Origin of the sequence: Pseudomonas sp. DCB_BI, from assembly GCF_026240995.1 — a bacterium.
Classification (GTDB): domain Bacteria; phylum Pseudomonadota; class Gammaproteobacteria; order Pseudomonadales; family Pseudomonadaceae; genus Aquipseudomonas.
Genome location: NZ_JAPFCG010000022.1, coordinates 25,604 through 47,715 on the forward strand (window position 1 = coordinate 25,604; position 22,112 = coordinate 47,715).

17 protein-coding genes are annotated in these 22,112 nt (G+C 62.2%); 6 read left to right on the plus strand and 11 right to left on the minus strand.

Features of this window, described 5'->3' with window-relative positions:
- Positions 1-322: 322 nt before the first annotated feature.
- The 6 genes from OO258_RS21880 to puuE form a co-directional block, all read right to left on the minus strand.
- Positions 323-1,108, minus strand: a complete 786-nt coding sequence (locus OO258_RS21880) for an outer membrane protein OmpK (RefSeq protein ID WP_110746421.1) — start codon at positions 1,106-1,108, stop codon at positions 323-325.
- A gap of 138 nt (positions 1,109-1,246) precedes the next feature.
- Positions 1,247-2,602: a nucleobase:cation symporter-2 family protein gene (locus tag OO258_RS21885; RefSeq protein ID WP_266032521.1), complete on the minus strand. Its 1,356-nt coding sequence runs from the start codon at positions 2,600-2,602 to the stop codon at positions 1,247-1,249.
- Positions 2,603-2,785: 183 nt separating this feature from the next.
- Positions 2,786-4,114, minus strand: a complete 1,329-nt coding sequence (locus tag OO258_RS21890; RefSeq protein ID WP_266032524.1) for a urate hydroxylase PuuD — start codon at positions 4,112-4,114, stop codon at positions 2,786-2,788.
- Positions 4,115-4,159: 45 nt separating this feature from the next.
- The gene (locus OO258_RS21895; RefSeq protein WP_110746428.1) at positions 4,160-4,663 is read right to left on the minus strand and encodes an ureidoglycolate lyase; all 504 of its coding nucleotides are present in this window, start codon (positions 4,661-4,663) and stop codon (positions 4,160-4,162) included.
- A 49-nt stretch (positions 4,664-4,712) separates the two neighbouring features.
- The gene (gene uraD, locus OO258_RS21900; protein WP_110746430.1) at positions 4,713-5,228 is read right to left on the minus strand and encodes a 2-oxo-4-hydroxy-4-carboxy-5-ureidoimidazoline decarboxylase; all 516 of its coding nucleotides are present in this window, start codon (positions 5,226-5,228) and stop codon (positions 4,713-4,715) included.
- The gene (gene puuE / locus OO258_RS21905) at positions 5,228-6,154 is read right to left on the minus strand and encodes an allantoinase PuuE (RefSeq protein WP_021783015.1); all 927 of its coding nucleotides are present in this window, start codon (positions 6,152-6,154) and stop codon (positions 5,228-5,230) included. The genes uraD and puuE overlap by 1 nt, the downstream gene beginning before the upstream one ends.
- A 399-nt stretch (positions 6,155-6,553) precedes the next feature.
- On the opposite strand from puuE, the gene uraH reads away from it, so the two are divergent.
- Positions 6,554-6,907, plus strand: a complete 354-nt coding sequence (uraH, locus tag OO258_RS21910) for a hydroxyisourate hydrolase (RefSeq protein WP_003254328.1) — start codon at positions 6,554-6,556, stop codon at positions 6,905-6,907.
- Positions 6,908-7,101: 194 nt separating this feature from the next.
- On the opposite strand, the gene OO258_RS21915 is transcribed toward uraH, so the two are convergent.
- Positions 7,102-8,451 (minus strand): NCS2 family permease, encoded by a 1,350-nt coding sequence (locus OO258_RS21915; protein ID WP_110746432.1) that lies wholly within the window; start codon positions 8,449-8,451, stop codon positions 7,102-7,104.
- A gap of 283 nt (positions 8,452-8,734) precedes the next feature.
- Between OO258_RS21915 and OO258_RS21920 the strand changes: the two genes are divergently transcribed.
- A complete protein-coding gene (locus OO258_RS21920) occupies positions 8,735-9,490 on the plus strand; it encodes a GntR family transcriptional regulator (protein WP_110746434.1) in 756 nt (251 codons plus the stop codon).
- A 152-nt stretch (positions 9,491-9,642) separates the two neighbouring features.
- Positions 9,643-10,341: an aquaporin Z gene (aqpZ, locus tag OO258_RS21925; RefSeq protein WP_056801451.1), complete on the plus strand. Its 699-nt coding sequence runs from the start codon at positions 9,643-9,645 to the stop codon at positions 10,339-10,341.
- Here aqpZ and guaD read toward each other — a convergent pair.
- The 4 genes from guaD to xdhA all read right to left on the minus strand — a co-directional run bounded on the left by guaD (position 10,338) and on the right by xdhA (position 16,517).
- Positions 10,338-11,642: a guanine deaminase gene (guaD, locus tag OO258_RS21930; protein WP_110746436.1), complete on the minus strand. Its 1,305-nt coding sequence runs from the start codon at positions 11,640-11,642 to the stop codon at positions 10,338-10,340. The two genes, aqpZ and guaD, sit on opposite strands and share 4 nt — an antisense overlap.
- A 10-nt stretch (positions 11,643-11,652) precedes the next feature.
- Positions 11,653-12,498 (minus strand): xanthine dehydrogenase accessory protein XdhC, encoded by an 846-nt coding sequence (xdhC, locus tag OO258_RS21935; protein WP_110746439.1) that lies wholly within the window; start codon positions 12,496-12,498, stop codon positions 11,653-11,655.
- 172 nt (positions 12,499-12,670) lie between these two features.
- Positions 12,671-15,070 carry a xanthine dehydrogenase molybdopterin binding subunit gene (xdhB, locus tag OO258_RS21940; RefSeq protein WP_266032540.1) on the minus strand — a complete coding sequence of 800 codons (2,400 nt, stop codon included), beginning with the start codon at positions 15,068-15,070 and terminating at the stop codon, positions 12,671-12,673.
- On the minus strand, positions 15,063-16,517 hold the full coding sequence (xdhA, locus tag OO258_RS21945; protein ID WP_003254319.1) for a xanthine dehydrogenase small subunit: 1,455 nt from the start codon (positions 16,515-16,517) through the stop codon (positions 15,063-15,065). Before xdhA ends, xdhB begins: the two co-directional genes overlap by 8 nt.
- A 268-nt stretch (positions 16,518-16,785) precedes the next feature.
- Here xdhA and OO258_RS21950 point away from each other — a divergent pair, with 268 nt between their 5' ends.
- From OO258_RS21950 to zipA, 3 genes are all read left to right on the plus strand, one after another.
- Entirely contained in the window at positions 16,786-17,445 is a 660-nt protein-coding gene (locus OO258_RS21950; protein ID WP_012273425.1) for a GntR family transcriptional regulator, read from the plus strand.
- Between the two features lie 3 nt (positions 17,446-17,448).
- On the plus strand, positions 17,449-20,937 hold the full coding sequence (gene smc / locus OO258_RS21955) for a chromosome segregation protein SMC (RefSeq protein ID WP_266032544.1): 3,489 nt from the start codon (positions 17,449-17,451) through the stop codon (positions 20,935-20,937).
- Positions 20,938-21,142: 205 nt separating this feature from the next.
- Positions 21,143-22,036, plus strand: coding sequence for a cell division protein ZipA (gene zipA / locus OO258_RS21960; RefSeq protein ID WP_266032547.1), 894 nt, complete (start codon positions 21,143-21,145; stop codon positions 22,034-22,036).
- The last annotated feature ends 76 nt before the right edge of the window (positions 22,037-22,112 follow it).

Below are 22,112 nucleotides of genomic sequence, written 5' to 3' on the forward strand. Positions count from 1 at the left end.
TCAGCGCTCGTTACCGGCGCTTTTTTTGTCTTTTAAGTCAGCTTTTTTCGATAGGCCACAGCTGTTTGGCAAGGGTCGAGCCAACTTTTCCGGGTTGGCAAAACCTTCCTGCTCGACTTCGTTCTGAACGGATGAAAAGGGTCTTTCAGGCTGGCAACACGTTGGCCAACCGCCCGTATTCATTGACTGAGCGGTCAGTAAACGCAGGCAGAATCCGTTCTGCCCTGATCGAGGGGGCGCGCAGATTACTGGCTTGCGCGCCGCGCCTCAAGTGCTCCGTCCTGGAGCGGGGTGATTCAATCTTGTGCGTTTGGTCAACTTCTTAGAAGTGTACCTTGATCAGCGCACTGGCGACGCTCTGGTTACTGTCCAGGTTGCCGCGGCTGTCGATGCCGTACTTGTCTTTCCAGTAGCTGTACTCGAAGCCGACATAGAGCTGCTTGGCACCCAGGTTCAGCGCCTTGCCCAGGTCGTATTTGACCTGCGGGTTGAAGTGCAGGTTGGCGTGATAGGTGCCACGTCGGGTCTGGTCATTGTCGGTGACCCAGTCCATGTAACCGTCGATCAGAATGTCGGAGCGGCCCACTGGAATGGTGTACGACCAGCCGGGGGTGATCTGCCAGACATTGTCGCCGGGGCGGCTGCCCTCGGTGTTGCGCACGTAGAAGTTGAGGGTGAAGTAGTTGAAGCCGGGGATATCCAGGTCGAAGCCGGGGCCGATCAGGTAGGCCTCGTTGTCGCCTTCGCCACGCTCGTAGGTCATGGCCAGCAACACGTCCTTGATCGGGCCGAAGGCCAGCTTCTTGTCGAAGATCTTGCCGAACGAAAGCCGCGGGCTGAACTCACCGTAGTAGGTGGTCCCGCCTTTGCTGGCGTCGGGTTTACCGTTGTAGAAGATCTTGTCGACGAACATGAAGGTGTCGCCGTACTTCCATTTGTTGGCGTGCTCGAAGGTCACCGTCTGCTGGATGCTGGGGTTGACCTTGAAGTCCTTGCCGTACAGGTAGGTCAGGCTTTCGCCGTGCCACTGCAGCCATTCGCCAGCGTGGGCGGGGACGGTAGCCAGCAGGCTGCTGCCCAGCAAGAGGGACGTGGTGATGCGTTTCATGTTGTGGTTCCCGGACTTATTGTTTTTTTTGGGTTTTTTCGGCGCGCAGGCGCCCCGGGCGGCCCATTCCGGCGGGCCGACGGTGTAGCGTTTACGGCGAGGTCGAGGCAGGGGCGGCAGTGCGCCGCCCCCTCTTGCTCAATGTTGGTGACAAGCGTCGTTGTGCACCGCGCGGTCGGCACCGCCGAGGATGTTGAACAGCACGTTCAACACCAGGGCACAGACCGTGGCCATGGCGATACCGCTGTGGGTGATGGGTTCCATCCACTGTGGCATCTGCGCGAAGAACTCCGGACGCACCACGGGGATCAGCCCGAAGCCGACGCTCACGGCAACCAGCAACTGGTTGCGGCGGTCGCCGATGTCCGCTTCCTGCAGAATCTTGATCCCGGTAGCGGTGACCATGCCGAACATGGCGATGGACGCGCCCCCCAGTACCGCAGGCGGGATCGAGGCAATCAGGAAGGCCGCCTTGGGCAACAGGCTGAGCAGAATCAACAGTGCACCGGCGACGATGGTGACATAGCGGCAGCGCACCCCGGTCATCTGCACCAGGCCGATGTTCTGGGCGAACGAGGAGTGGGTGAAGGTGTTGAAGAAGCCGGCGACGAACGATGCACCGGCATCGCACAGCAGCCCGCGACGCAGCATCCCTGGGGTGACTTCGCGATCGGTCACCTTGCCCAGCGCCAGGAACATGCCGGTGGACTCGACGAAGATGATCACCACGACCAGGCACATGGACAGGATCGGCGCCAGGCTGAAGGTTGGCATGCCGAAGTGCAGGGGGGTGACCACCTGCAGCCACGGTGCTTCGTTCAGGCCCGACAGGTCGACCATGCCGATGGAGCCGGCCAGGATGTAGCCAAGGCCCATGCCCACCAGTACCGACACGTTGACCCAGAAGCCGCGCATGAAGCGGTTGATCAACAGGATCACGGCCAGCACCAGGCCGGCCACCAGCAGGTAGATCGGCGAGCCGAACGTGCTGGCATCCTGGCCGCCGCCGGCCCAGTTGACCGCCACTGGGAACAGCGACAGGCCAATCGAGGTGATCACCGTGCCGGTGACCAACGGCGGGAAGAAACGCACCACCTTGGACATGAACGGCGCAATCAGCATGCCGAAGAACCCGGCAGCGATGGTGGCGCCGAAGATCCCCTGCAGGCCTACGCCGGGCATGCCGGCCATGGCCACCATGCTGCCGACGGCAGCGAAACTGGCACCCATCATCACCGGCATGCGGATGCCCACCGGGCCGATACCGAACGATTGGATGATGGTGGCGACGCCCGCGACCAGCAGGTCGGCGTTGATCAGGAAAGCGACTTCTTCACGGGACAACCCGGCAGCCTGGCCGATGATGAGCGGCACGGCGATGGCGCCACCGTACATCAGCAGAACGTGTTGCAGGCCAACCAGGAACAGTTGGAACAGGGGCAAGGGTTCGCGCGGCGGCGCAATGGGGATGTACGCCTTGCGTGACTCGGACATGCAGCACCTCGAGTTTTGTTTTTATTCTCGGATCCAAGCGGCAGGCCTCATGCCTGCGCGCTCGATGCTTGCTTGTTGCGTTACACATGAAGCCTGAGGCTGGGTTACCGGCCTCTTCGCGGGCAAGCCCGCTCCTACAGGGAATGGTGATTCCGTGAGGGCGGGTTGCCTGGCGAGGTGCTGTCAGTTGACCTGGGCGCCTTTGGCGATCCAGTCGCCGACGAGCTTGCGCTCTTCGGTGGTCATCTGGGTGATGTTGCCCAGCGGCATGATCTGGCTGGCAACCGCTTGCGCCTGAATGCGCGCGGCCTGGGCCTGGATCTGCTGCGGAGTGTCGAACATCACGCCGGCAGGAGCAGCGCTGAACAGTGGGCTGGTCGGCTTGGACGAGTGGCACACAGTGCAGCGTTCCTGGATGACATTGTGGATCTTGTCGAAGTCGCCACCTCCGGCCTGGGCAACGGCCTGAGCGGGTGCTTCAGCGGCAGCTGCGGGTGCTTCGGCAGCCTTGGCGGCGTCCTCGGCGCGCTGCTCGGCAGCGGTCTTGCCCCCTACAGCGGTCGCTGGCAGCGGCTGGTACTCGATCTTCGCTGCGGCCTGCTCAGGGCTGACTGCCATCGGTTTCGGGCCGGTGACATAGGCCAGGCAGATCATTGCCAGGGCGCCGACAGGCAAGGTCCAGGCGTACTTGTTGCTGTCGTGGCGGGTGTTGAAGTAGTGGCGGATCAGCACCGCAGCTACAGCGATACCGGCCAGGATCAGCCAGTTGTACTGGCTACCGTAGGTGCTCGGGAAATGGTTGCTGATCATGATGAACAGCACCGGCAGGGTGAAGTAGTTGTTGTGACGCGAGCGCAGCAGGCCTTTGGCCGGCAGCACTGGGTCGGGCGTCTGGTTGTTCTCGATCGCCGCCACCAGCTGGCGCTGTGCCGGCATGATGATACGGAACACGTTACCGACCATGATGGTGCCGATGATCGCGCCGGTGTGCAGGTAGGCACCACGGCCGCTGAACACCAGGCTGAAGCCCCAGCAGGCGGCAATGATCAGCACGAACAGTACACCACCGAGCAGCGCAGGCTTCTTGCCCAGGGGCGAGTCGCACAGGAAGTCGTAGACGAACCAGCCAGCGATCAGCGAGCCGATACCGATGGCCACGCCTTCGGCACCGCTAAGGGTGCTGCCAGGGGCCAGCAGGTACAGCGCCGGGTTCCAGTAGAACACCACGCACAGCAGGGCGATACCGGACATCCAGGTGAAGTAGGCTTCCCATTTGAACCAGTGCAGGTTCTCGGGCATTTTCGGGGGTGCGAGCTTGTATTTCTCCAGGTGGTAGATACCACCGCCGTGAATCGCCCAGAGATCACCCGACAACCCATCGCGCGGGTTGCTTCGGTTCAGGTGGTTCTCCAGCCAGACGAAGTAGAACGATGCACCGATCCAGGCGACACCGGTGATCATGTGAACCCAGCGAATGCTCAGGTTCAGCCATTCGTGAAGGTGTGCTTCCACAGTATGTACCTCTGCCAATCACCGTGAACGATGATCGACCTTTTCTTATTGGTGGGGATTGAGGATCAGCATCTGTTCCTCGGTGAAGTAATGCTCATCGCAGTTGTTGCCAGAACCGCTGCGATCAACCACCAGGAAATCATCCCGCTTTTCGATCGTCAGCACCGGGTGGTGCCAGACGCCGCGATGGTAATTAACGCCCTGCCTGCCGTTACTGCGGAAGGCGCGGACCAAGCCTGATACAGGTGCATCGCCAACGGGCGCGACCACGATCAGAAAGGGGTTGCCGAGCAGCGGGATAAAAGCCTGGCTGCCCAGCGGATGGCGTTCCAGCATGCGCACGGTCAGCGGCATGTCCAGCGCGTCGGCGCGGAAGATGCTGATGATCGCCTTGTCTTCAGGCTCGGCGGTCTCCACCGTGGCGAGCTTGTGGAAGCGCATGGTCGAGCCGTTGTTGATCATGAAGTGGTCGCTGCCGTCGGTTTCGATCACGTCTCCGAACTGGGCGAAGGCTTCTTTGGTCAGGGGCTCGATCATCAGGGTGCGCATGCGGTTATCTCTTCTATTGTTCGTTTTCTGAATAAGGTTCGGCTGATGCTTACAGCTGCAGCAGGCGGAACAGGGCGATCAGGTTGATCTGCGCCAGGGCTTCCTTGAATTCGGCATCGCTGTCGTTGTGGATGCGTTTTTCGAAGGCGGCCAGGATCTGGTGCCGGTTGCTGCCTTTTACCGCCATGATGAACGGGAACTGGAACTTGGCCTTGTACGCATCGTTCAGTTCGGTGAACCGGGCGAACTCTTCGGCGGTGCACTGGTGAATACCGGCACCGGCCTGCTCGTTGGTGCTCGATTCGGTCAGTTCGCCCTGGATGGCGGCCTTGCCTGCCAGGTCCGGGTGAGCATTGATCAGCGCGAGCTGGTCAGCGTGGTTGGCACTGAGCAGGATGTCGCTCATGCGCTGGTGCAGCGCCTCGATCTCGTCCAGCTCATCCAACTGGCCCAAGTCGTAGGCCTTTTCGGCAACCCACGGCGAGTGCTCGTAGATATCGGCGAAGGCCTTGACGAAGGCGTCACGGCCCAGGGCGGATGGCTTGAGGGTGTTGAAGGCGGTCATCAGGCGTTCTCTTTCTTGTACGGGTGGGTGGTGTGCCAGTGGCGGGCGATGTCCACGCGACGGGCGAACCAGACCTGGTCATGGCTCTTGGCGTAGTCGACGAAGCGCTTCAGCGCGGCCAGGCGCGCCGGGCGGCCAACCAGCCGGCAGTGCAGGCCGATGGAAAGCATTTTCGGCGCTTCGGCGCCTTCGGCGTACAGCACGTCGAAAGCGTCCTTCAGGTACTGGAAGAACTGCTCGCCGCAGTTGAAGCCCTGTACCTGGGTGAAGCGCATATCGTTGGTGTCGAGGGTGTACGGGATCACCAGGTGCGGCTTGCCGGTAGGGTTGTTCGGCTCCCAGTAGGGTAGGTCGTCGTCATAGGTGTCGCTGTCGTAGAGAAAACCGCCTTCTTCCATGACCAGGCGACGGGTGTTCGGGCCGGTACGCCCGGTGTACCAGCCCAACGGGCGCTCGCCGGTGAGTTCGGTGAGGATGCGGATGGCTTCGAGCATGTGCTCGCGTTCCTGGGCCTCGTCCATGTTCTGGTAGTCGATCCAGCGGTAGCCGTGGCTGCAGATTTCATGGCCGGCTTCGACCATGGCGCGGATCACGTCCGGGTGGCGCTGGGCGGCCATGGCCACGGCGAAGATGGTCAGTGGTACGCCGCTGTCCTTGAATAGCTTCAGCAGGCGCCATACGCCGGCACGGCTGCCGTATTCGTACAACGATTCCATGCTCATGTTGCGCTGGCCCTGCAGGGGCTGGGCAGCGACCATCTCGGACAGGAAGGCTTCGGATTCCTTGTCACCGTGCAGGATGTTGCGTTCGCCACCTTCCTCGTAATTGAGGACGAAAGACAGCGCGATGCGGGCGTTACCCGGCCATTGCGGGTGAGGAGGGTTGTTGCCGTAACCGATCAGGTCGCGAGGGTAATCAGCGCTCACTGCAGTCTTCCTTCTTGTGCGTTAGTGCGGGGGGTGGGCGGGCCGCGTCGGTATGTCGCACCACCGGATGGGCTGATTGTATACAACTTCTGAAATCTTTTGTAAGCCTGTTTTTCCGCATTTCTTCCCTTTTGTCGCCTGACAGCGACCTGGAAATACAGTGCAAGAAACCTGCCTGATTGGTCAGCTAATGAGGTTGGCATCGTTATGGTGCGTGTATTTGCGACCGATGGGACGTTAATGGGCAGTAAATGAAGGGTGTGACAGAGGGGATCAAAAAATTGTGTACAATCCTTGGATGGAATGTCTTAATAACGTCATTCCCGCCTACCGCAGGCGCTAAGCTGGTGCGATGGCTGAGTATTTTTTGCCCACAGATTGAACAAGAGGCGACACGCAATGGGACGTTTGACCACACACGTACTGGATGCCGCGCATGGCTGCCCGGGCAGCTCGATCAAGGTCGAGCTGTACCGCGTCGAAGGCCAGCAGCTGGAGCTGGTGAACACCGCCCTGACCAACAGCGATGGCCGCGTCGATGCGCCGCTGCTGCAGGGTGACGACTACCGCACCGGCGTTTATCAACTGCAGTTCAGCGCAGGCGACTACTACCGCGCCCGTGGCGTACAGCTGCCGGCCCAGGCGTTTCTGGATGTTGTCGTGCTGCGCTTTGGCATCGACGAGTCGCAGGAGCACTACCACGTGCCGCTGTTGATTTCGCCGTACAGCTATTCGACCTATCGTGGAAGCTAGTTGGTCGCTAGAAGAATCTTCGTAGGTCCTTTGGCCCGCTCTCACACTGGCGGGCTTTTTTTCGTCTGCAGGAAAGTGGGGGTGATGTGGGGTGTTCGGCGTGATTTTTGTAGCGGGCATGAAATCGAGCGCCGCCCGCGCGGGCGGTGCTCGATCGTGAAAACACTAAACCTCTACAGCCAGGCGACCGGTGCTCAGAGGAACACGAACTTGGCAATGAAGATGGCGCACAGCACCCACAGGCTGGCCGAGATTTCCTTGTACTTGCCGGTGCCTGCCTTCAACGCGACGTAGGTGATGAAACCCAGCGCGATACCATCGGCAACGGAGAAGGTCAGCGGCATCATGATGACCGTGACAATCGCCGGAATGCTGTCGGTGGCTTCGTCCCAATGGATGTGCGCCATGCTGCCCATCATCAGCATCGCCACGTAGATCAGCGCGCCTGCTGTCGCGTAAGCCGGGATCATCCCCGCCAGCGGGGCGAAGAACATCGCTGCGACGAACAGCAAGCCGACCACCACCGCCGTGAGACCGGTACGGCCACCTGCGGCGACACCTGCGGCACTTTCCACATAACTGGTCACTGGCGGCACGCCGACCACAGCACCGAATACGCTGGAAGCACTGTCGGCCTTCAAGGCGCGCGACAGGCCTTCGATGCGCCCGTCCGGCGCTACCAGGTTCGCTCGCTGGGCAACACCCATCAGCGTGCCGGCGGTGTCGAACATGTGGACGAACAGGAACGCCAGCACCACGCTGATCATGCTGACATTGAACACGCCAGCCACGTCCATGGCCATCCAGGTCGGTGCCAGGCTTGGGGGCATCGACATCACCCCGCCAAACTTGACCAGGCCCAGGCCCCAGCCCGCCAGGGTGACACCAATGATGCTGATCAGGATCGCGCCGAACACCCGCTTGTAGCTGAGGATGGCAATCAGCAGGAAGCACACGGCCGCCAGCAGTGGCCCCGGCTCGTGCAGCGAGCCCAGCTTGATCAGGGTGGCGGGGCTATCGACGATGATGCCAGCCGTCTTCAGGCCGATCAGCCCGAGAAACAATCCGACGCCAGCCCCCATGGCATGGCGCAGGCTGACCGGAATGCTGTTCAGCAACCATTCGCGCACTTTCGACAAGGTCAGGAACATGAACAGCACGCCCGAGACGAATACCGCCCCCAGCGCTGTTTCCCAGTTGTAGCCCATGGTGCCGACCACGGTGTAGGTGAAGAAGGCGTTGAGCCCCATGCCCGGTGCCAGGCCGACCGGCCAGTTGGCGTAAAGGCCCATCAGCAGGCAGCCCAGCGCAGCGGCGATGCAAGTGGCGACGAAAGCGGCACCATGGTCGATACCGGCGTCGGCCATGATGTTGGGGTTGACGAAGATGATGTAGGCCATGGTGATGAAGGTCGTCACCCCGGCGATCAGCTCGGTCCTGACAGTACTGCCGTGTTGCTTGAGTTTGAAAATCCGCTCCAGCCAGCTCGTTTCGAGCGGTGGGGCAAGATCCAGCGTAGGGGCTTCGGATTTGCGGCTTTCCACAGCGAGTACTCCTCAAGTCTTTCTTGTTGTTGTAGGGACCTTTTCCTGAGCAATGCACTTGGAGGCCCCACGAGGGAAGGCAGACGACTGACCAGTTTGTTGACTTATGGGTCAGGAAGTTGCTGGGTGGATTATGCTTTTGTGTACAAAGAATGCAAATAATGTTTTATGTTTTGTGTGCGCAATGTGTCGTACAAAGGCTATATAGGTAAAACGCCCCCTGCGGAATCGCCTCAGCCTGTGTACAATGGCGCCATACTTTCTCTTCGTGCCTCGAGAGCCCATGAACGAACAGCTGCAACCTCTGAAGAAACCTGCACGTGTCGGCAAGGCCGGCCGCAGCGGTACCCAGGACGATATCGTCTACGCGCATATTTTCGAGGCAATCCTCGAGCAGCGTCTGGCCCCGGGCACCAAGTTGAGCGAGGAAGCGCTGGGCGAGATCTTCGGCGTCAGCCGCACCATCATTCGTCGCGCACTCTCGCGCCTGGCCCACGAGAGTGTGGTGCTGCTGCGGCCAAACCGCGGCGCGGTGGTGGCCAGCCCGACGGTTGAAGAAGCGCGCCAGGTGTTCTTCTCGCGGCGCATGGTCGAGCGTGCCATCACCGAACTGGCCGTGCAGCACGCCACCCTGGACCAGCTGAACGAGCTGCGGCAGATGGTGCGTGAAGAGCGGGACAGCTTCTCGCGCGGTGACCGCGGTGCGGGTATTCGCCTTTCCGGCGAGTTCCATCTCAAACTGGCCGAAGCCGCGGGCAATGCGCCGCTGGTGAGCTTCCAGCGCAGCCTTGTGTCGCAGACCTCGCTAATCATTGCCCAGTACGAAAGCGGCACCCGTTCGCACTGCTCATATGACGAACACATGCAGCTGATCGATGCCATCGAAGCGCGTGATGCCGAGCAGGCTGTGAGCCTGATGATGCACCACATGGACCACATCGACAGCAAGCTGAACCTGGACGAGGAAAGCGCCTCGGACGACCTGCATGCGGTGTTCTCGCATTTGCTGAAAAAGCCCAAGGTTTCAGCCAAGGGTTGATCGTTTGCCTGAGTGATTGAAGGGGACTGCACAGCGGTTCCCCCACACATTTCTGGCCATTAACCAAACGTCTGCTAAATTCTTGTGGGCAAACCTTCATCAAGCAGTTGGGCTTGCGCATCCATTGCGTTCCACTACTTGAGGAAAGGTCCATGACCATGTCTCTGGGTAAACGAATGGGTGCCGAGCTGATCGGCACCTTTTGGTTAGTGCTTGGCGGCTGTGGCAGTGCGGTACTCGCAGCCAGTTCCCCGGTCGGCATCGGTGTCCTCGGTGTCGCTTTCGCCTTCGGCCTCACCGTACTGACCATGGCCTTTGCCATTGGCCATATCTCCGGCTGCCATCTCAACCCGGCCGTGTCCTTCGGGTTAGTGGTGGGTGGCCGTTTCCCGGCCAAAGAGCTGCTGCCCTACGTGATCGCCCAGGTGATCGGGGCCATCCTGGCAGCGGGGGTCATCTACCTGATTGCCAGCGGCAAGGCGGGTTTCGAGCTGTCTTCGGGATTGGCTTCAAATGGCTACGCCGACCACTCGCCGGGTGGTTATACGCTGGGTGCGGGTTTCGTCAGTGAAGTGGTGATGACGGCGATGTTCCTGGTGGTGATCATGGGCGCGACCGACGCACGCGCACCGGCAGGCTTCGCGCCGATCGCCATCGGCCTGGCCCTGACCTTGATCCACCTGATCTCCATCCCGGTGACCAATACCTCGGTCAACCCCGCGCGTAGCACAGGGCCGGCCTTGTTCGTCGGCGGCTGGGCCCTGCAACAGCTGTGGCTGTTCTGGGTGGCGCCGCTGATAGGTGCTGCAATCGGCGGCGCGCTGTACCGGGGGCTTGCCAAAGAACCTTAGCGTTGGTGCACGCAACGCCCTGCAGCGTAGGTTTCCCGCACAGTGCGGTCGTCACCCAGGGTGGTGAGCACGAACAAGGTTTCTTCAATGCTGTTGGACTGCTGAATGCGGTAGTCCAGCAGTGGCGTGGCCTTGTAGTCCAGTACCACGAAGTCGGCATCGTTGCCCGGGCGCAGGCTGCCGATGCGGTCGTCCAGGCGCAGGGCGCGAGCGCCGCCGAGGGTCGCCAGGTACAGCGATTTGTACGGGTGCAGGCGCGCGCCTTGCAGCTGCATGACCTTGTAGGCCTCGTTCAGGGTGTTGAGCAGCGAGAAACTGGTACCAGCGCCAACGTCGGTGCCCAGGCCCACATTGACCTTGAAGCGCTCGGCCTGCGGCAGGTTGAACAGCCCGCTGCCGAGGAACAGGTTGGAGGTGGGGCAGAAGGCCACGGCCGAGCCGGTTTCGGCCAGGCGCTGGCACTCCTCGTCGCACAGGTGTACGCCGTGGGCGAACACCGAGCGCTCGCCGAGCAGCTCGAAGTGGTCGTAGACGTCCAGGTAGCCCTTCTGCTCGGGGAACAGTGACTTTACCCAGTCGATTTCCTTGAGGTTTTCCGACAGGTGCGTGTGCATGTACACGCCCGGGTGCTCCTTGAGCAATTGGCCGGCCAGGGTCAATTGTTCCGGCGTGCTGGTCGGGGCGAACCGCGGGGTAACGGCATAATGCAGGCGGCCCTTGCCATGCCAGCGCTCGATCAGTGCCTTGCTTTCGGCATAGCCCGATTCGGCGGTGTCGGTCAGGTAGTCTGGCGCGTTGCGGTCCATCATCACCTTGCCGGCGATCAGGCGCAGGTCCAGGCGTTCAGCCTCTTCGAACAGGGCATTCACCGACTCCGGGTGCACGCTGCCGAACACCAGTGCAGTGGTGGTGCCGTTGCGCAGCAGCTCCTTGAGGAAGATCTTCGCCACCTGGTCGGCGTGGCTTTTATCGGCGAACTGCTTTTCGCAAGGGAAGGTGTAGGTGTTCAGCCAGTCCAGCAACTGCTCGCCGTACGACCCGATCATGCCGGTCTGCGGGAAGTGGATATGGGTGTCGATGAAACCTGGGGTAATCAGCGCATCCTGATAGTGCTCGACCGGGATATCGGCATCCAGGGTCGGCAACAGTTCGCTGGCATGGCCAATGGCACTGATACGGCCATCGTCGACCACCAGCAGGCCGTCCTCGAAGTATTCATGGGAAGCCTCCAGGCCCACCTCGGCCGGGTCGGCGATGCTGTGCAGGATGGCGGCACGGTAGGCTTTGCGGGTAACGGTCATAACACACTCGTCATATGGCTTGGCTGCGGCGTGAGGGCGGCAGCAACTGGGCAATGGGGCCGGCATTGGCGGCAGCGTCGTGCTGGCCGAAGCAGGCGTTGTAGGTGGCGATGATTTCACCGGCGATGGACACGGCAATCTCGATGGGCAGCTTGCCCTTGACCTCGGCCAGGCCCATCGGGCAGCGCATGCGGGCCATGACGGCCTCGTCGTAGCCGCGCTCGCGCAGGCGGTGCTCGAACTTGACCCGTTTGGTCTTCGAGCCGATCAGGCCGAACCAGGTGAAGTCGTTGCGTTTGAGAATGGCAGCAGTCAGTTCCAGGTCGAGCTGGTGGTTGTGGGTCATGACGATGCAGTAGCTGCCGGGTGGCAGGGCTGCGACTTCGTCGACCGGCTCCTCACTGACCACCTTGGTCACCCCGTTGGGGATGAGCTCGGGGAATTCCTGTTCACGCGAGTCGATCCAGCGTACGCGGCATGGCAGCGCGGCGAGCAAGGGTACCAGAGCCCGGCCGACATGGCCCGCGCCGAACACGGCGATCTGCGCCTGCACGGCGGCCATGGGTTCGAACAGCAGCACGGTCACACCGCCGCAGCACTGGCCCAGGCTGGCGCCGAGGCTGAAGCGCTCAAGGTGCGGCGTGGTGCGCTGCTCTTCGAGCATTTGCCGGGCGATGTGCAGCGCCTTGTATTCCAGGTGGCCGCCGCCGATAGTGTCGAACAGACCGCTGGCGCTGACCACCATCTTCGAGCCGGCATTGCGCGGGGTCGAGCCGCGCTCCTCGATAATGGTCACCAGCACGCACGCTTCGCCACGGGACTGGTGGTCGGCGAGGGCGTTGATCCATTGGTGCATGATGCAGATCCTCTTCAGTGCAACGCGGTCCGCTTCTTTGTGGGAGCGGCTTTGTGTCGCGATAGGGGTGCGAAGCGGCCCCAGAATACTTAAAGCAACATACATATTTGGGGCTGCTGCGCAGCCCTTTCGCGACACAAGGCCGCTCCCACAGAAAAAGCGGAGCGCGGCGTTACTGGGTGACGGTTTCCAGCTCCGGTTCTGCGGACTGAGTGGCAGCCACCGCCTTGCGCATCTGCTCACACCCCCACAGCACTCTCTCCGGCGTTGCTGGCGCGTCCACCTGTGGCTGCACACGGTAGTCGGCCAGGCTGGCCACGGCATCCTTGATCGCACACCAGGCCGCAATGCCGAGCATGAACGGCGGCTCGCCCACGGCCTTGGAGTGGAACACGGTGTCTTCCGGGTTCTTGCGGTTTTCCACCAGCTTTACGCGCAGGTCCAGCGGCATGTCGGCCACTGCCGGGATCTTGTAGCTGGCCGGGCCGTTGGTCATCAGCTTGCCCTTGGCGTTCCACACCAGTTCTTCGGTGGTCAGCCAGCCCATGCCCTGGATGAAACCGCCTTCCACCTGGCCGATGTCGATGGCCGGATTAAGCGAATCGCCCACGTCGTGCAGGATGTCGGCGCGCAGCATCTTGTATTCGCCGGTCAGGGTGTCGACGATCACTTCCACGCAGGCGGCGCCAAAGGCGAAGTAGTAGAACGGCCGGCCGCGTGCCTGGCTGCGGTCGTAGAAGATTTTCGGCGTGCGGTAGAACCCGGTGCTGGACAGCGACACCTGAGCGAAGTAGGCCTGCTGCACCAGTTGCTCAAAGCTGACGATCTGGTCGCGCACGCGCACATGGCCGTTGCGGAATTCGACATCTTCCTCGGTCACCTGATAGTGCCGTGCGGCAAACTCGGTCAGGCGCCGCTTGAGGATTTCGGCCGCGTTCTGCGCCGCCTTGCCGTTCAGGTCGGCACCACTCGACGCTGCGGTTGGCGAGGTGTTGGGTACCTTGTCGGTGTTGGTGGCGGTGATCTGGATGCGGCTGAAATCAACCTGGAAGATCTGCGCCACCACCTGGGCCACCTTGGTGTTAAGGCCCTGGCCCATCTCGGTGCCGCCGTGGTTCAGGTGGATGCTGCCATCTGTATAGATGTGGATCAGCGCACCGGCCTGGTTGAGGAAGGTGGCGGTGAACGAGATACCGAACTTGACCGGCGTCAGCGCCAGGCCCTTCTTCAGCACCGGGCTGTTGGCGTTGAAGCGGCGGATCGACTCGCGTCGTTCGGCATAGTCGCTGCTGGCTTCCAGTTCGGCGGTCATCTCCTCGAGCATGTTGTGCTCGACGGTCTGGTAGTAGTGAGTGATGTTGCGTTCGGTCTTGCCGTAGTAGTTGGCTTTGCGCACCGCCAGCGGGTCGCGGCCCAGGTGGCGGGCGATATGGTCCATCACCTGTTCGATGGCGACCATGCCCTGCGGGCCGCCGAAGCCGCGGTAGGCGGTGTTGGAGGCGGTGTTGGTCTTGCAGCGGTGGCCATGCACAGTGGCATCGCCCAGGTAGTAGGCGTTGTCGGAGTGGAACATGGCGCGGTCGACGATCGAGCCGGAAAGGTCAGGCGAGTAGCCGCAGTTGCCGGCCAGGTCGAAATTGATGCCATGCAGGCGACCGTTGTCGTCGAAGCCTACGTCGTACTCGACGTAGAACGGGTGGCGCTTGCCGGTCATGGTCATGTCCTCGACCCGGGGCAGGCGCATCTTGGTCGGCTGGCCGGTCAGGCGCGCCACCACCGCGCACAGGCACGCCGGGCTGGCGGCCTGGGTTTCCTTGCCGCCAAAGCCGCCACCCATGCGGCGCATGTCCAGCACCACCTTGTTCATCGGCACATCGAGTACTTCGGCAACCAGCTTCTGCACTTCGGTGGGGTTCTGCGTGGAGCAGTAGACGATCATGCCGCCGTCTTCGGTGGGCATCACCGAGGAAATCTGCGTTTCCAGGTAGAAGTGCTCCTGGCCGCCGATATGCAGGGTGCCCTGAATGCGATGCGGGGCACTGGCCAGGGCGGCAGCGGAATCGCCACGCTGGTGGGTGTGGCTGTCGAGCACGAAGTGCTTCTTGCGCAGCGCATCGACCACATCCAGCACCGGCTCCAGGTCTTCGTACTCGACGATGGCGGCCATGGCCGCTTTGCGTGCGGTTTCAAGATCCCGGGCTGCAACGGCAAGCACCGGCTGGCCGAAGAACTCGACCTTGTCGATGGCTAGCAGCGGGTCGCCGGCCACTACCGGGCCGATGTCTTTCAGGCCGGGGATGTCTTCGTGGGTGATCGCAATGCGCACACCCTCGAAGGCATAGCACGGCGTGGTGTCGATGCGCAGGATGCGCGCATGGGCGCGGTCGGCGGTGCGGGCATAGACGTGCAACTGGTTGGGGAATTCCAGGCGATCGTCGATGTACACAGCCTCGCCGGATACATGCTTGTCGGCGCTGTCGTGCTTGACGCTGCGGCCGACCCCGGTGGTCAGGTCCTGGCTGAACAGTTCGGCCATCTCGGCCTGGCTCTTGGCTACGTGATGGTTAGACATAAGCGGTCACCCGGGTTTCGATATGCGGCGTTTGCTGTTCGATGAAGTACTTGCGCAGCAGGTTCTGCGCGGTCAGCAGGCGGTATTCCTTGCTGGCGCGGAAGTCGCTGAGCGGGGTGAAGTCCTCGGCCAGGGCCTGGCAGGCGCGTTCGATGGCGGCCTGGTTCCACGGCTTGCCGCGCAGCGCTGCCTCGCAGGCACGGGCGCGCTTGGGAATCGCTGCCATGCCGCCGAAGGCGATCCGCACACCGCTGACCACACCGTCTTCGATGCTCAAGTTGAAGGCTGCACACACGGCGGAGATGTCGTCGTCCAGGCGCTTGGACACTTTGTAGGCGCGGAACGCCCAGTCACTGGAGGCGCGCGGCACGATGATCTTCTCGATGAACTCGCTGTCCTGGCGAGCCGTGATGCGGTAGTCGATGAAGTAGTCTTCCAGCGGCATCACCCGTTGGCGTTCACCCTGGCGCAGCACCACCTGCGCGTCCAGGGCGATCAGCAGGGGGGGGGAGTCGCCGATTGGCGAGGCGTTGCCGATGTTGCCGCCGAGGGTGCCCTGGTTGCGGATTTGCAGCGAGGCAAAACGATGCAGCAGGGCGCCGAAGTCAGGATATTCCTCGTTAAGCGCGCCATAGCAGTCGGTGAGCGGGGTGGCGGCGCCGATTTCCAGGTGGCTGGCGGTTTTCTCGATGCGCTTGAGCTCAGCCACGTGGCCGACGTAGATCATCACGGGCAAGGTCTTGTGGAACTGGGTGACTTCCAGCGCCAGGTCGGTACCACCGGCCAGCAGTCGCGCTTCAGGGTGCGAGCTGTACAGGTCGGCCAGATCCGCCACGGTCAGCGGCACCAGGCAGCGCTTGTCGCCGCTGTTCAGCTCGCCGGTCTGCGTCGGGGCAATGGCCTTGAGGCGGCTGATGGTCTGCGCCTGCTGGGCATCGAACTGGTCACGGCAGGGCTGGCGGCAGCTTTGCTCGGCGGCGTCGAGGATCGGCCGGTAGCCGGTGCAGCGGCACAGGTTGCCGGCCAGGGCTTCCTGAGCCTGGTGCAGGTCGGGGCCGCTGCTGTTCTTTTGCAGGGCGAACAGCGACATGACAAAGCCCGGGGTGCAGAAGCCGCACTGCGAGCCATGGCAATCGGCCATGGCTTGTTGCACGCTGTGCAGTTGGCCTTGGTGCTTGAGCCCCTCGACGCTGATCAGTTGCTTGCCGTGCAACGACGAAACAAAGGTGAGGCACGAATTGAGGCTGCGGTAGCGCAGGCTGTCGTTGCCTTGGTCGTCCTGGCTCAGTTCGCCGACCACCACGGTGCACGCACCGCAGTCACCACTGGCGCAGCCCTCCTTAGTGCCGGGTTTGCCCAGGTGCTCGCGCAGGTACTGCAGCACTGTCATGTTAGGGTCCAGGGCGTGCTCACTACGCAGCTCCTGGTTGACGAGAAACTGGATCACGGGGATGGCCTCGCAATGGTTTTATTGTTGTTGGGCGGACTCTAAGCAACACCTGTCTAGCAGGTCAATATTTTTCTGACTCAAAGGTCAAGAAAATGCTCATGTCCATGCCCAGCCGCACACACTGCCTCTATTCCAAGCATAGATCGCGCCGGGCGCGTGGCTGTCTGAAAGGTCAAATAAACCGCCTGGCCCCTCTGCGCGATTACCGCCCAAGTACGCTACAATCCGCCACTTGTGCCCAGTTCAATGATTTTGAAGGAAAACCATGACGTTCAAGGCCCCGGACAGCCTCTCCGAGCAGATTGCCGATTACCTGGCCGAACGCATCATCCGCGGCGAACTGGCGCCAGGCGAGCGTATCCAGGAGCAGAAGGTTACCCAGGCGCTCAACGTCAGCCGCGGCTCGGTGCGCGAAGCACTCCTCATCCTCGAACGTCGCCATCTGGTAGCGATCCTGCCGCGCCGTGGTGCCCATGTCACCGAACTGGACGAGCGCAGCGTGCGCAGCCTGTGTTCCTTGATGGGCGAGTTCTACATCCTGCTGGGCAACGCGGTTGCGCAAAAATGGCGCACCGAAGCCGACCTGCGCCCGTTTCTGGAGATTCAGCAGCGCCTGCAGCGTGCCCACGACCAGCTGGACATCAAGACCTTTGTCGCTGACAGCTTTGCCGTGATGCGTGCAGCCTACCCGTTCGCCGACAACCCGTTCCTGCAGGAAACCGTAGAGAACCTGCAGCCGGCCATGAGCCGCGCCTACTACCTGTCGCTCGACCAGCGCCAAGCCAACATGATCGACTACCTCGACCTGTTCGCCCGCCTGCTCGAAGCCGTGGTTGCCCGCGACCTGCCGCGCATTCGCGAAGTGCTGACTGCCTATGGCCAGCGCAGCTGCGAACTGGTGCTGGCGGCACTGGCCCGAGGCTGACCGATGCGCCTGAAGTGCATTCGGCTGGCCGGTTTCAAGTCGTTCGTCGACCCGACCACGGTCAATTTCCCCAGCAACATGGCGGCCGTGGTTGGCCCCAACGGCTGCGGCAAGTCCAACATCATCGACGCGGTGCGCTGGGTGATGGGCGAAAGTTCGGCGAAGAACCTGCGCGGCGAGTCGATGACCGACGTCATCTTCAATGGCTCCAGTGGTCGCAAGCCGGTCAGCCAGGCCAGCATCGAGCTGGTGTTCGACAACAGTGAAACCACCTTGGTTGGCGAGTACGCCGCCTACGCCGAGATTTCCATCCGCCGCAAGGTCACCCGCGACGGGCAGAACAGCTATTACCTGAATGGCACCAAGTGCCGCCGGCGCGACATTACCGATATTTTCCTGGGTACCGGTTTGGGGCCGCGCAGTTATTCGATCATCGAACAGGGCATGATCTCCAAGCTGATCGAGGCCAAACCCGAGGAGCTGCGCAACTTCATCGAGGAAGCCGCCGGTATCTCCAAGTACAAGGAGCGCCGCCGCGAAACCGAGAGCCGCATCCGCCGCACCCAGGAAAACCTGGCGCGTCTGACCGACCTGCGCGAAGAGCTGGAACGCCAGCTGGAGCGCTTGCACCGGCAGGCCCAGGCAGCCGAGAAGTACCGTGAGTACAAGGCTCAGGAACGGCAGATGAAAGCGCGTCTGTCGGCCTTGCGCTGGCGCGACCTGGACGCACGGGTGCGCCAGCGTGAGGCGGTGATCGGCGATCAGGACGTGTCCCACGAGGCGCTGGTGGCCGAGCAGCGCAATGCCGATGCCAGCATCGAGCGCCTGCGTGACGGCCATCATGAACTGTCCGAACGCTTCAACCAGGTGCAGGGCCGGTTCTATTCGGTGGCTGGCGACATCGCCCGGGTCGAGCAGAGTATCCAGCATGGCCAGCAGCGCCTGCGCCAGTTGCAGGACGACTTCAAGGAAGCCGAGCGGACACGGCTGGAAACCGAATCGCACCTGGGCCACGACCGCACCTTGCTGGCAACGTTGGGCGAAGAGCTGGCCATGCTCGAACCTGAGCAGGAAATGACCTTGGCCGCCGCCGAAGAAGCCGCTGCCGCGCTGGAAGAGGCGGAGCTGGGCATGCACGGCTGGCAGGAACAGTGGGACAGTTTCAACAACCGTTCCGCCGAGCCGCGCCGACAAGCCGAAGTCCAGCAGGCGCGCCTGCAGCAGCTGGAAACCAGCCTGGAGCGCCAGGCCGAGCGCCAGCGCAAGCTGGGCGATGAGCGCGAGCAGTTGGGCAGTGATCCCCAGGACGCCGCCATGCTCGAACTGGCCGAGCAGTTGGCCAGCAGCGAAATGCTGCTGGAGGAATTGCAGTTATCCGAAGAACAGGTGGTCGAGCGCCTGGAAGGCCTGCGCGAGCAACTGCAGCAGGCCACTCACGCCCAACAGCAGGCACAGGGCGACCTGCAGCGCCTGGGCGGCCGCCTGGCCTCGCTGGAGGCCTTGCAGCAGGCCGCCCTGGAACCGGGGGCAGGGGCCGCTGACTGGCTGCATGGCCAAGGCCTGGAGCAACAACCGCGCCTGGCCGAAGGGTTGCGGGTCGAGCCGGGCTGGGAGCTTGCGGTGGAAACCGTGCTGGGCGCTGACTTGCAGGCCGTGCTGGTGGACGACTTCGACGGCCTTGATTTCACCGGCCTGGAACAGGGCGAATTGCGCCTGCTGGTGGCAAGCGGCGCCGGTTCCTCGTTGCCCGGCAGCCTGCTGGAAAAGGTCGAAGGCCGTGTCGACCTGGCACCTTGGCTGGGCCAGATCAAGCCTGTGGATGACCTGGCCCAGGCGCTGGCACAGCGTGCCTCGCTCGGTGAGGGGCAAAGCCTGGTCAGCCGCGACGGCTACTGGGTTGGCCGGCAGTTCCTGCGGGTACGGCGTGGGGGTGAGGCCGAAGGCGGTGTGCTGGCGCGCGGCCAGGAAATCGAACGCCTGGGCGAGGAGCAACTGGCTCAGGAAGCGGCGCTGGAGCAGCTTGATCAACAGTTGCACGCGCTGCGTGAACAGCAGTTGGACGTTGAAGAACAGCGCGAACAACTGCGCCGCCGTACCCAGGAAGAAAACCGCCTGCACGGTGAGCTAAAGGCCAACCTGTCTGCCAGCCGCGCCCGTGCCGAGCAGGTTGAACTGCGCCGACGGCGCCTGCAGGAAGAACTGACCGAGCTAGAAGAACAGCGCGCCCTGGAGCACGAGCAACTGGGCGAGGCCCGCCTGCTGCTGCAAGAAGCCCTGGAGTTGATGGCCCAGGACACCGAACAGCGCGAGCAGTTGATGGCCCGCCGCGACACCCTGCGCGAAAGCCTTGACCGGGTGCGCCAGGAGGCCCGCCAGCACAAGGACCACGCCCACCAGTTGGCCGTGCGCCTGGGCTCGCTGCGGGCCCAGCACGATTCCACCCGGCAGGCCCTGGAGCGCCTGGAGCAGCAAGCCGCGCGGCTGACCGAGCGCCAGGAGCAACTGAGCCTGAACCTGGAAGAGGGCGAAGCCCCGCAGGAAGAGCTGCGCCTGAAGCTGGAAGCGCTGCTGGAACTGCGCATGAGCGTCGACGAGGAAATGCGCCAGGCCCGCCTGCACATGGATGAGGCTGACCGCGAACTGCGCGATGCAGAAAAGCGCCGTACCCAGGCCGAGCAGCAGGCTCAATTGCTACGTGGCCAACTGGAACAGCTGCGGCTGGAGTGCCAGGGCCTGGATGTGCGGCGCAAGACCCTGCAGGAGCAGTTGTTGGCCGACGGTTACGACCTGCAAGGCGTGCTCGCCACCCTGGAGGCCGAGGCCAGCGAGCAGGGCACCGAGCAGGAGCTGGAGCAGCTTGAGGCGCGTATCCAGCGGCTGGGGGCAATCAACCTGGCGGCCATCGAGGAATACGAGCAGCAGTCCGAGCGCAAGCGCTACCTGGATGCCCAGGACGCTGATCTGGTCGAAGCGCTGGAGACCTTGGAAAACGTCATTCGCAAGATCGACAAGGAAACCCGCAACCGCTTCAAGGATACCTTTGATCAGATAAATGCCGGATTACAGGCACTTTTCCCAAAAGTTTTCGGTGGTGGCAGCGCTTATCTGGAACTGACGGGCGAAGATCTACTCGATACAGGGGTGACGATCATGGCGCGACCACCGGGCAAGAAGAACAGCACCATCCATCTGCTGTCCGGCGGCGAAAAGGCACTGACCGCATTGGCGCTGGTGTTTGCCATCTTCAAGTTGAACCCCGCACCGTTCTGCATGCTCGACGAGGTCGATGCGCCGCTGGACGATGCCAACGTCGGGCGCTATGCGCGCCTGGTAAAGGAAATGAGTGAAAGCGTGCAGTTCATCTACATCACCCACAACAAGATCGCCATGGAGATGGCGGACCAATTGATGGGGGTGACCATGCATGAACCCGGTTGTTCACGGCTTGTCGCTGTTGATGTGGAGGCGGCCATGGCCATGGTCGATGCTTGATGCGCGACGATGGGGGCACATTCTGTAGCGAAATGCCCCCGCCATGTGCGACAGACGGTGTAAAGTTGTCTTTGGTCGTGCTAGCTTAATGTCACTCGTTTTTTGCGTGGGTAAAACGCCTGTCAGAACATAGAGTTGGCGCCACGTGTTAAAGGGCTTTGAACCCTTTGTTTTCAAGCATATTTTTATAGAGGCACGGGATTACATGGAAATCGGTCTGCGCGAGTGGCTGATCGTCATCGGCATCATTGTCATTGCCGGTATTCTTTTCGACGGCTGGCGCCGCATGCGCGGCGGCAAGGGCAAGTTGAAATTCCGTCTGGACCGCAGTTATTCCAACCTGCCGGACGAAGAAGGCGCCAGTGCCGAAGTGCTCGGCCCGTCGCGGGTGCTGGACACCCACAAGGAGCCTGAGCTGGACGAAAGCGACCTGCCTTCGCTCAGCGCTTCTGCGCGTGACCGCGAGCGCGAGCCCAAGCCGGCCAAGGCCAGCAAGCGTGCCAAGCGCGCCACCGCAGCTGCCGACGCACAGCAGGGCGACCTGAACCTCAGCGCCGAGCCACGCGAGCCCGACCTGTTCGCCGACAGCGACGAGGACTTTGCCGCTGACAATACCCGCGGTAATGCAGCGCCTGCTGCCAGCAGTAGCGTCAAGGAGCTGCCGCCGGCCGAGGAAGTGCTGGTCATCAGCGTGATCTCGCGCGATGAAGGTGGCTTCAAGGGCCCTGCGTTGCTGCAGAATATTCTCGAAAGCGGCCTGCGCTTCGGTGAAATGGACATCTTCCACCGCCACGAGAGCATGGCCGGTCACGGCGAAGTGCTGTTCTCCATGGCCAACGCGGTCAAGCCGGGTGTATTCGACCTGGATGATATCGACCACTTCAGCACCCGTGCGGTGAGCTTCTTCCTCGGACTGCCGGGCCCGCGTCATCCGAAGCAGGCCTTCGACGTGATGGTGGCAGCAGCACGCAAGCTGGCCCACGAATTGAACGGCGAGCTCAAGGACGACCAGCGCAGTGTGCTGACCGCCCAGACCATCGAGCACTACCGCCAGCGCATCGTCGAGTTCGAGCGCCGTGCGCTGACCCAGAAGCGCTGATCTGCCCAAGTGGGCAGGCCTGGCCTGGTTTTGCCCACCCTGTTTCAAGTGCAAGAGCAGCCCAGTGCTGCTCTTT

What these genes read in the sequence shown, in the direction of transcription:
- OO258_RS21885 (WP_266032521.1), bottom strand. Translation starts at nt 2,602, where the DNA reads ATGTCCGAGTCACGCAAGGCGTACATCCCCATTGCGCCGCCGCGCGAA.
- xdhB (WP_266032540.1), bottom strand. Translation starts at nt 15,070, where the DNA reads ATGTCTAACCATCACGTAGCCAAGAGCCAGGCCGAGATGGCCGAACTG.
- uraH (WP_003254328.1), top strand. Translation starts at nt 6,554, where the DNA reads ATGGGACGTTTGACCACACACGTACTGGATGCCGCGCATGGCTGCCCG.
- OO258_RS21950 (WP_012273425.1), top strand. Translation starts at nt 16,786, where the DNA reads ATGACGTTCAAGGCCCCGGACAGCCTCTCCGAGCAGATTGCCGATTAC.
- OO258_RS21895 (WP_110746428.1), bottom strand. Translation starts at nt 4,663, where the DNA reads ATGCGCACCCTGATGATCGAGCCCCTGACCAAAGAAGCCTTCGCCCAG.
- OO258_RS21880 (WP_110746421.1), bottom strand. Translation starts at nt 1,108, where the DNA reads ATGAAACGCATCACCACGTCCCTCTTGCTGGGCAGCAGCCTGCTGGCT.
- OO258_RS21920 (WP_110746434.1), top strand. Translation starts at nt 8,735, where the DNA reads ATGAACGAACAGCTGCAACCTCTGAAGAAACCTGCACGTGTCGGCAAG.
- xdhC (WP_110746439.1), bottom strand. Translation starts at nt 12,498, where the DNA reads ATGCACCAATGGATCAACGCCCTCGCCGACCACCAGTCCCGTGGCGAA.
- aqpZ (WP_056801451.1), top strand. Translation starts at nt 9,643, where the DNA reads ATGACCATGTCTCTGGGTAAACGAATGGGTGCCGAGCTGATCGGCACC.
- guaD (WP_110746436.1), bottom strand. Translation starts at nt 11,642, where the DNA reads ATGACCGTTACCCGCAAAGCCTACCGTGCCGCCATCCTGCACAGCATC.
- smc (WP_266032544.1), top strand. Translation starts at nt 17,449, where the DNA reads ATGCGCCTGAAGTGCATTCGGCTGGCCGGTTTCAAGTCGTTCGTCGAC.
- uraD (WP_110746430.1), bottom strand. Translation starts at nt 5,228, where the DNA reads ATGACCGCCTTCAACACCCTCAAGCCATCCGCCCTGGGCCGTGACGCC.
- zipA (WP_266032547.1), top strand. Translation starts at nt 21,143, where the DNA reads ATGGAAATCGGTCTGCGCGAGTGGCTGATCGTCATCGGCATCATTGTC.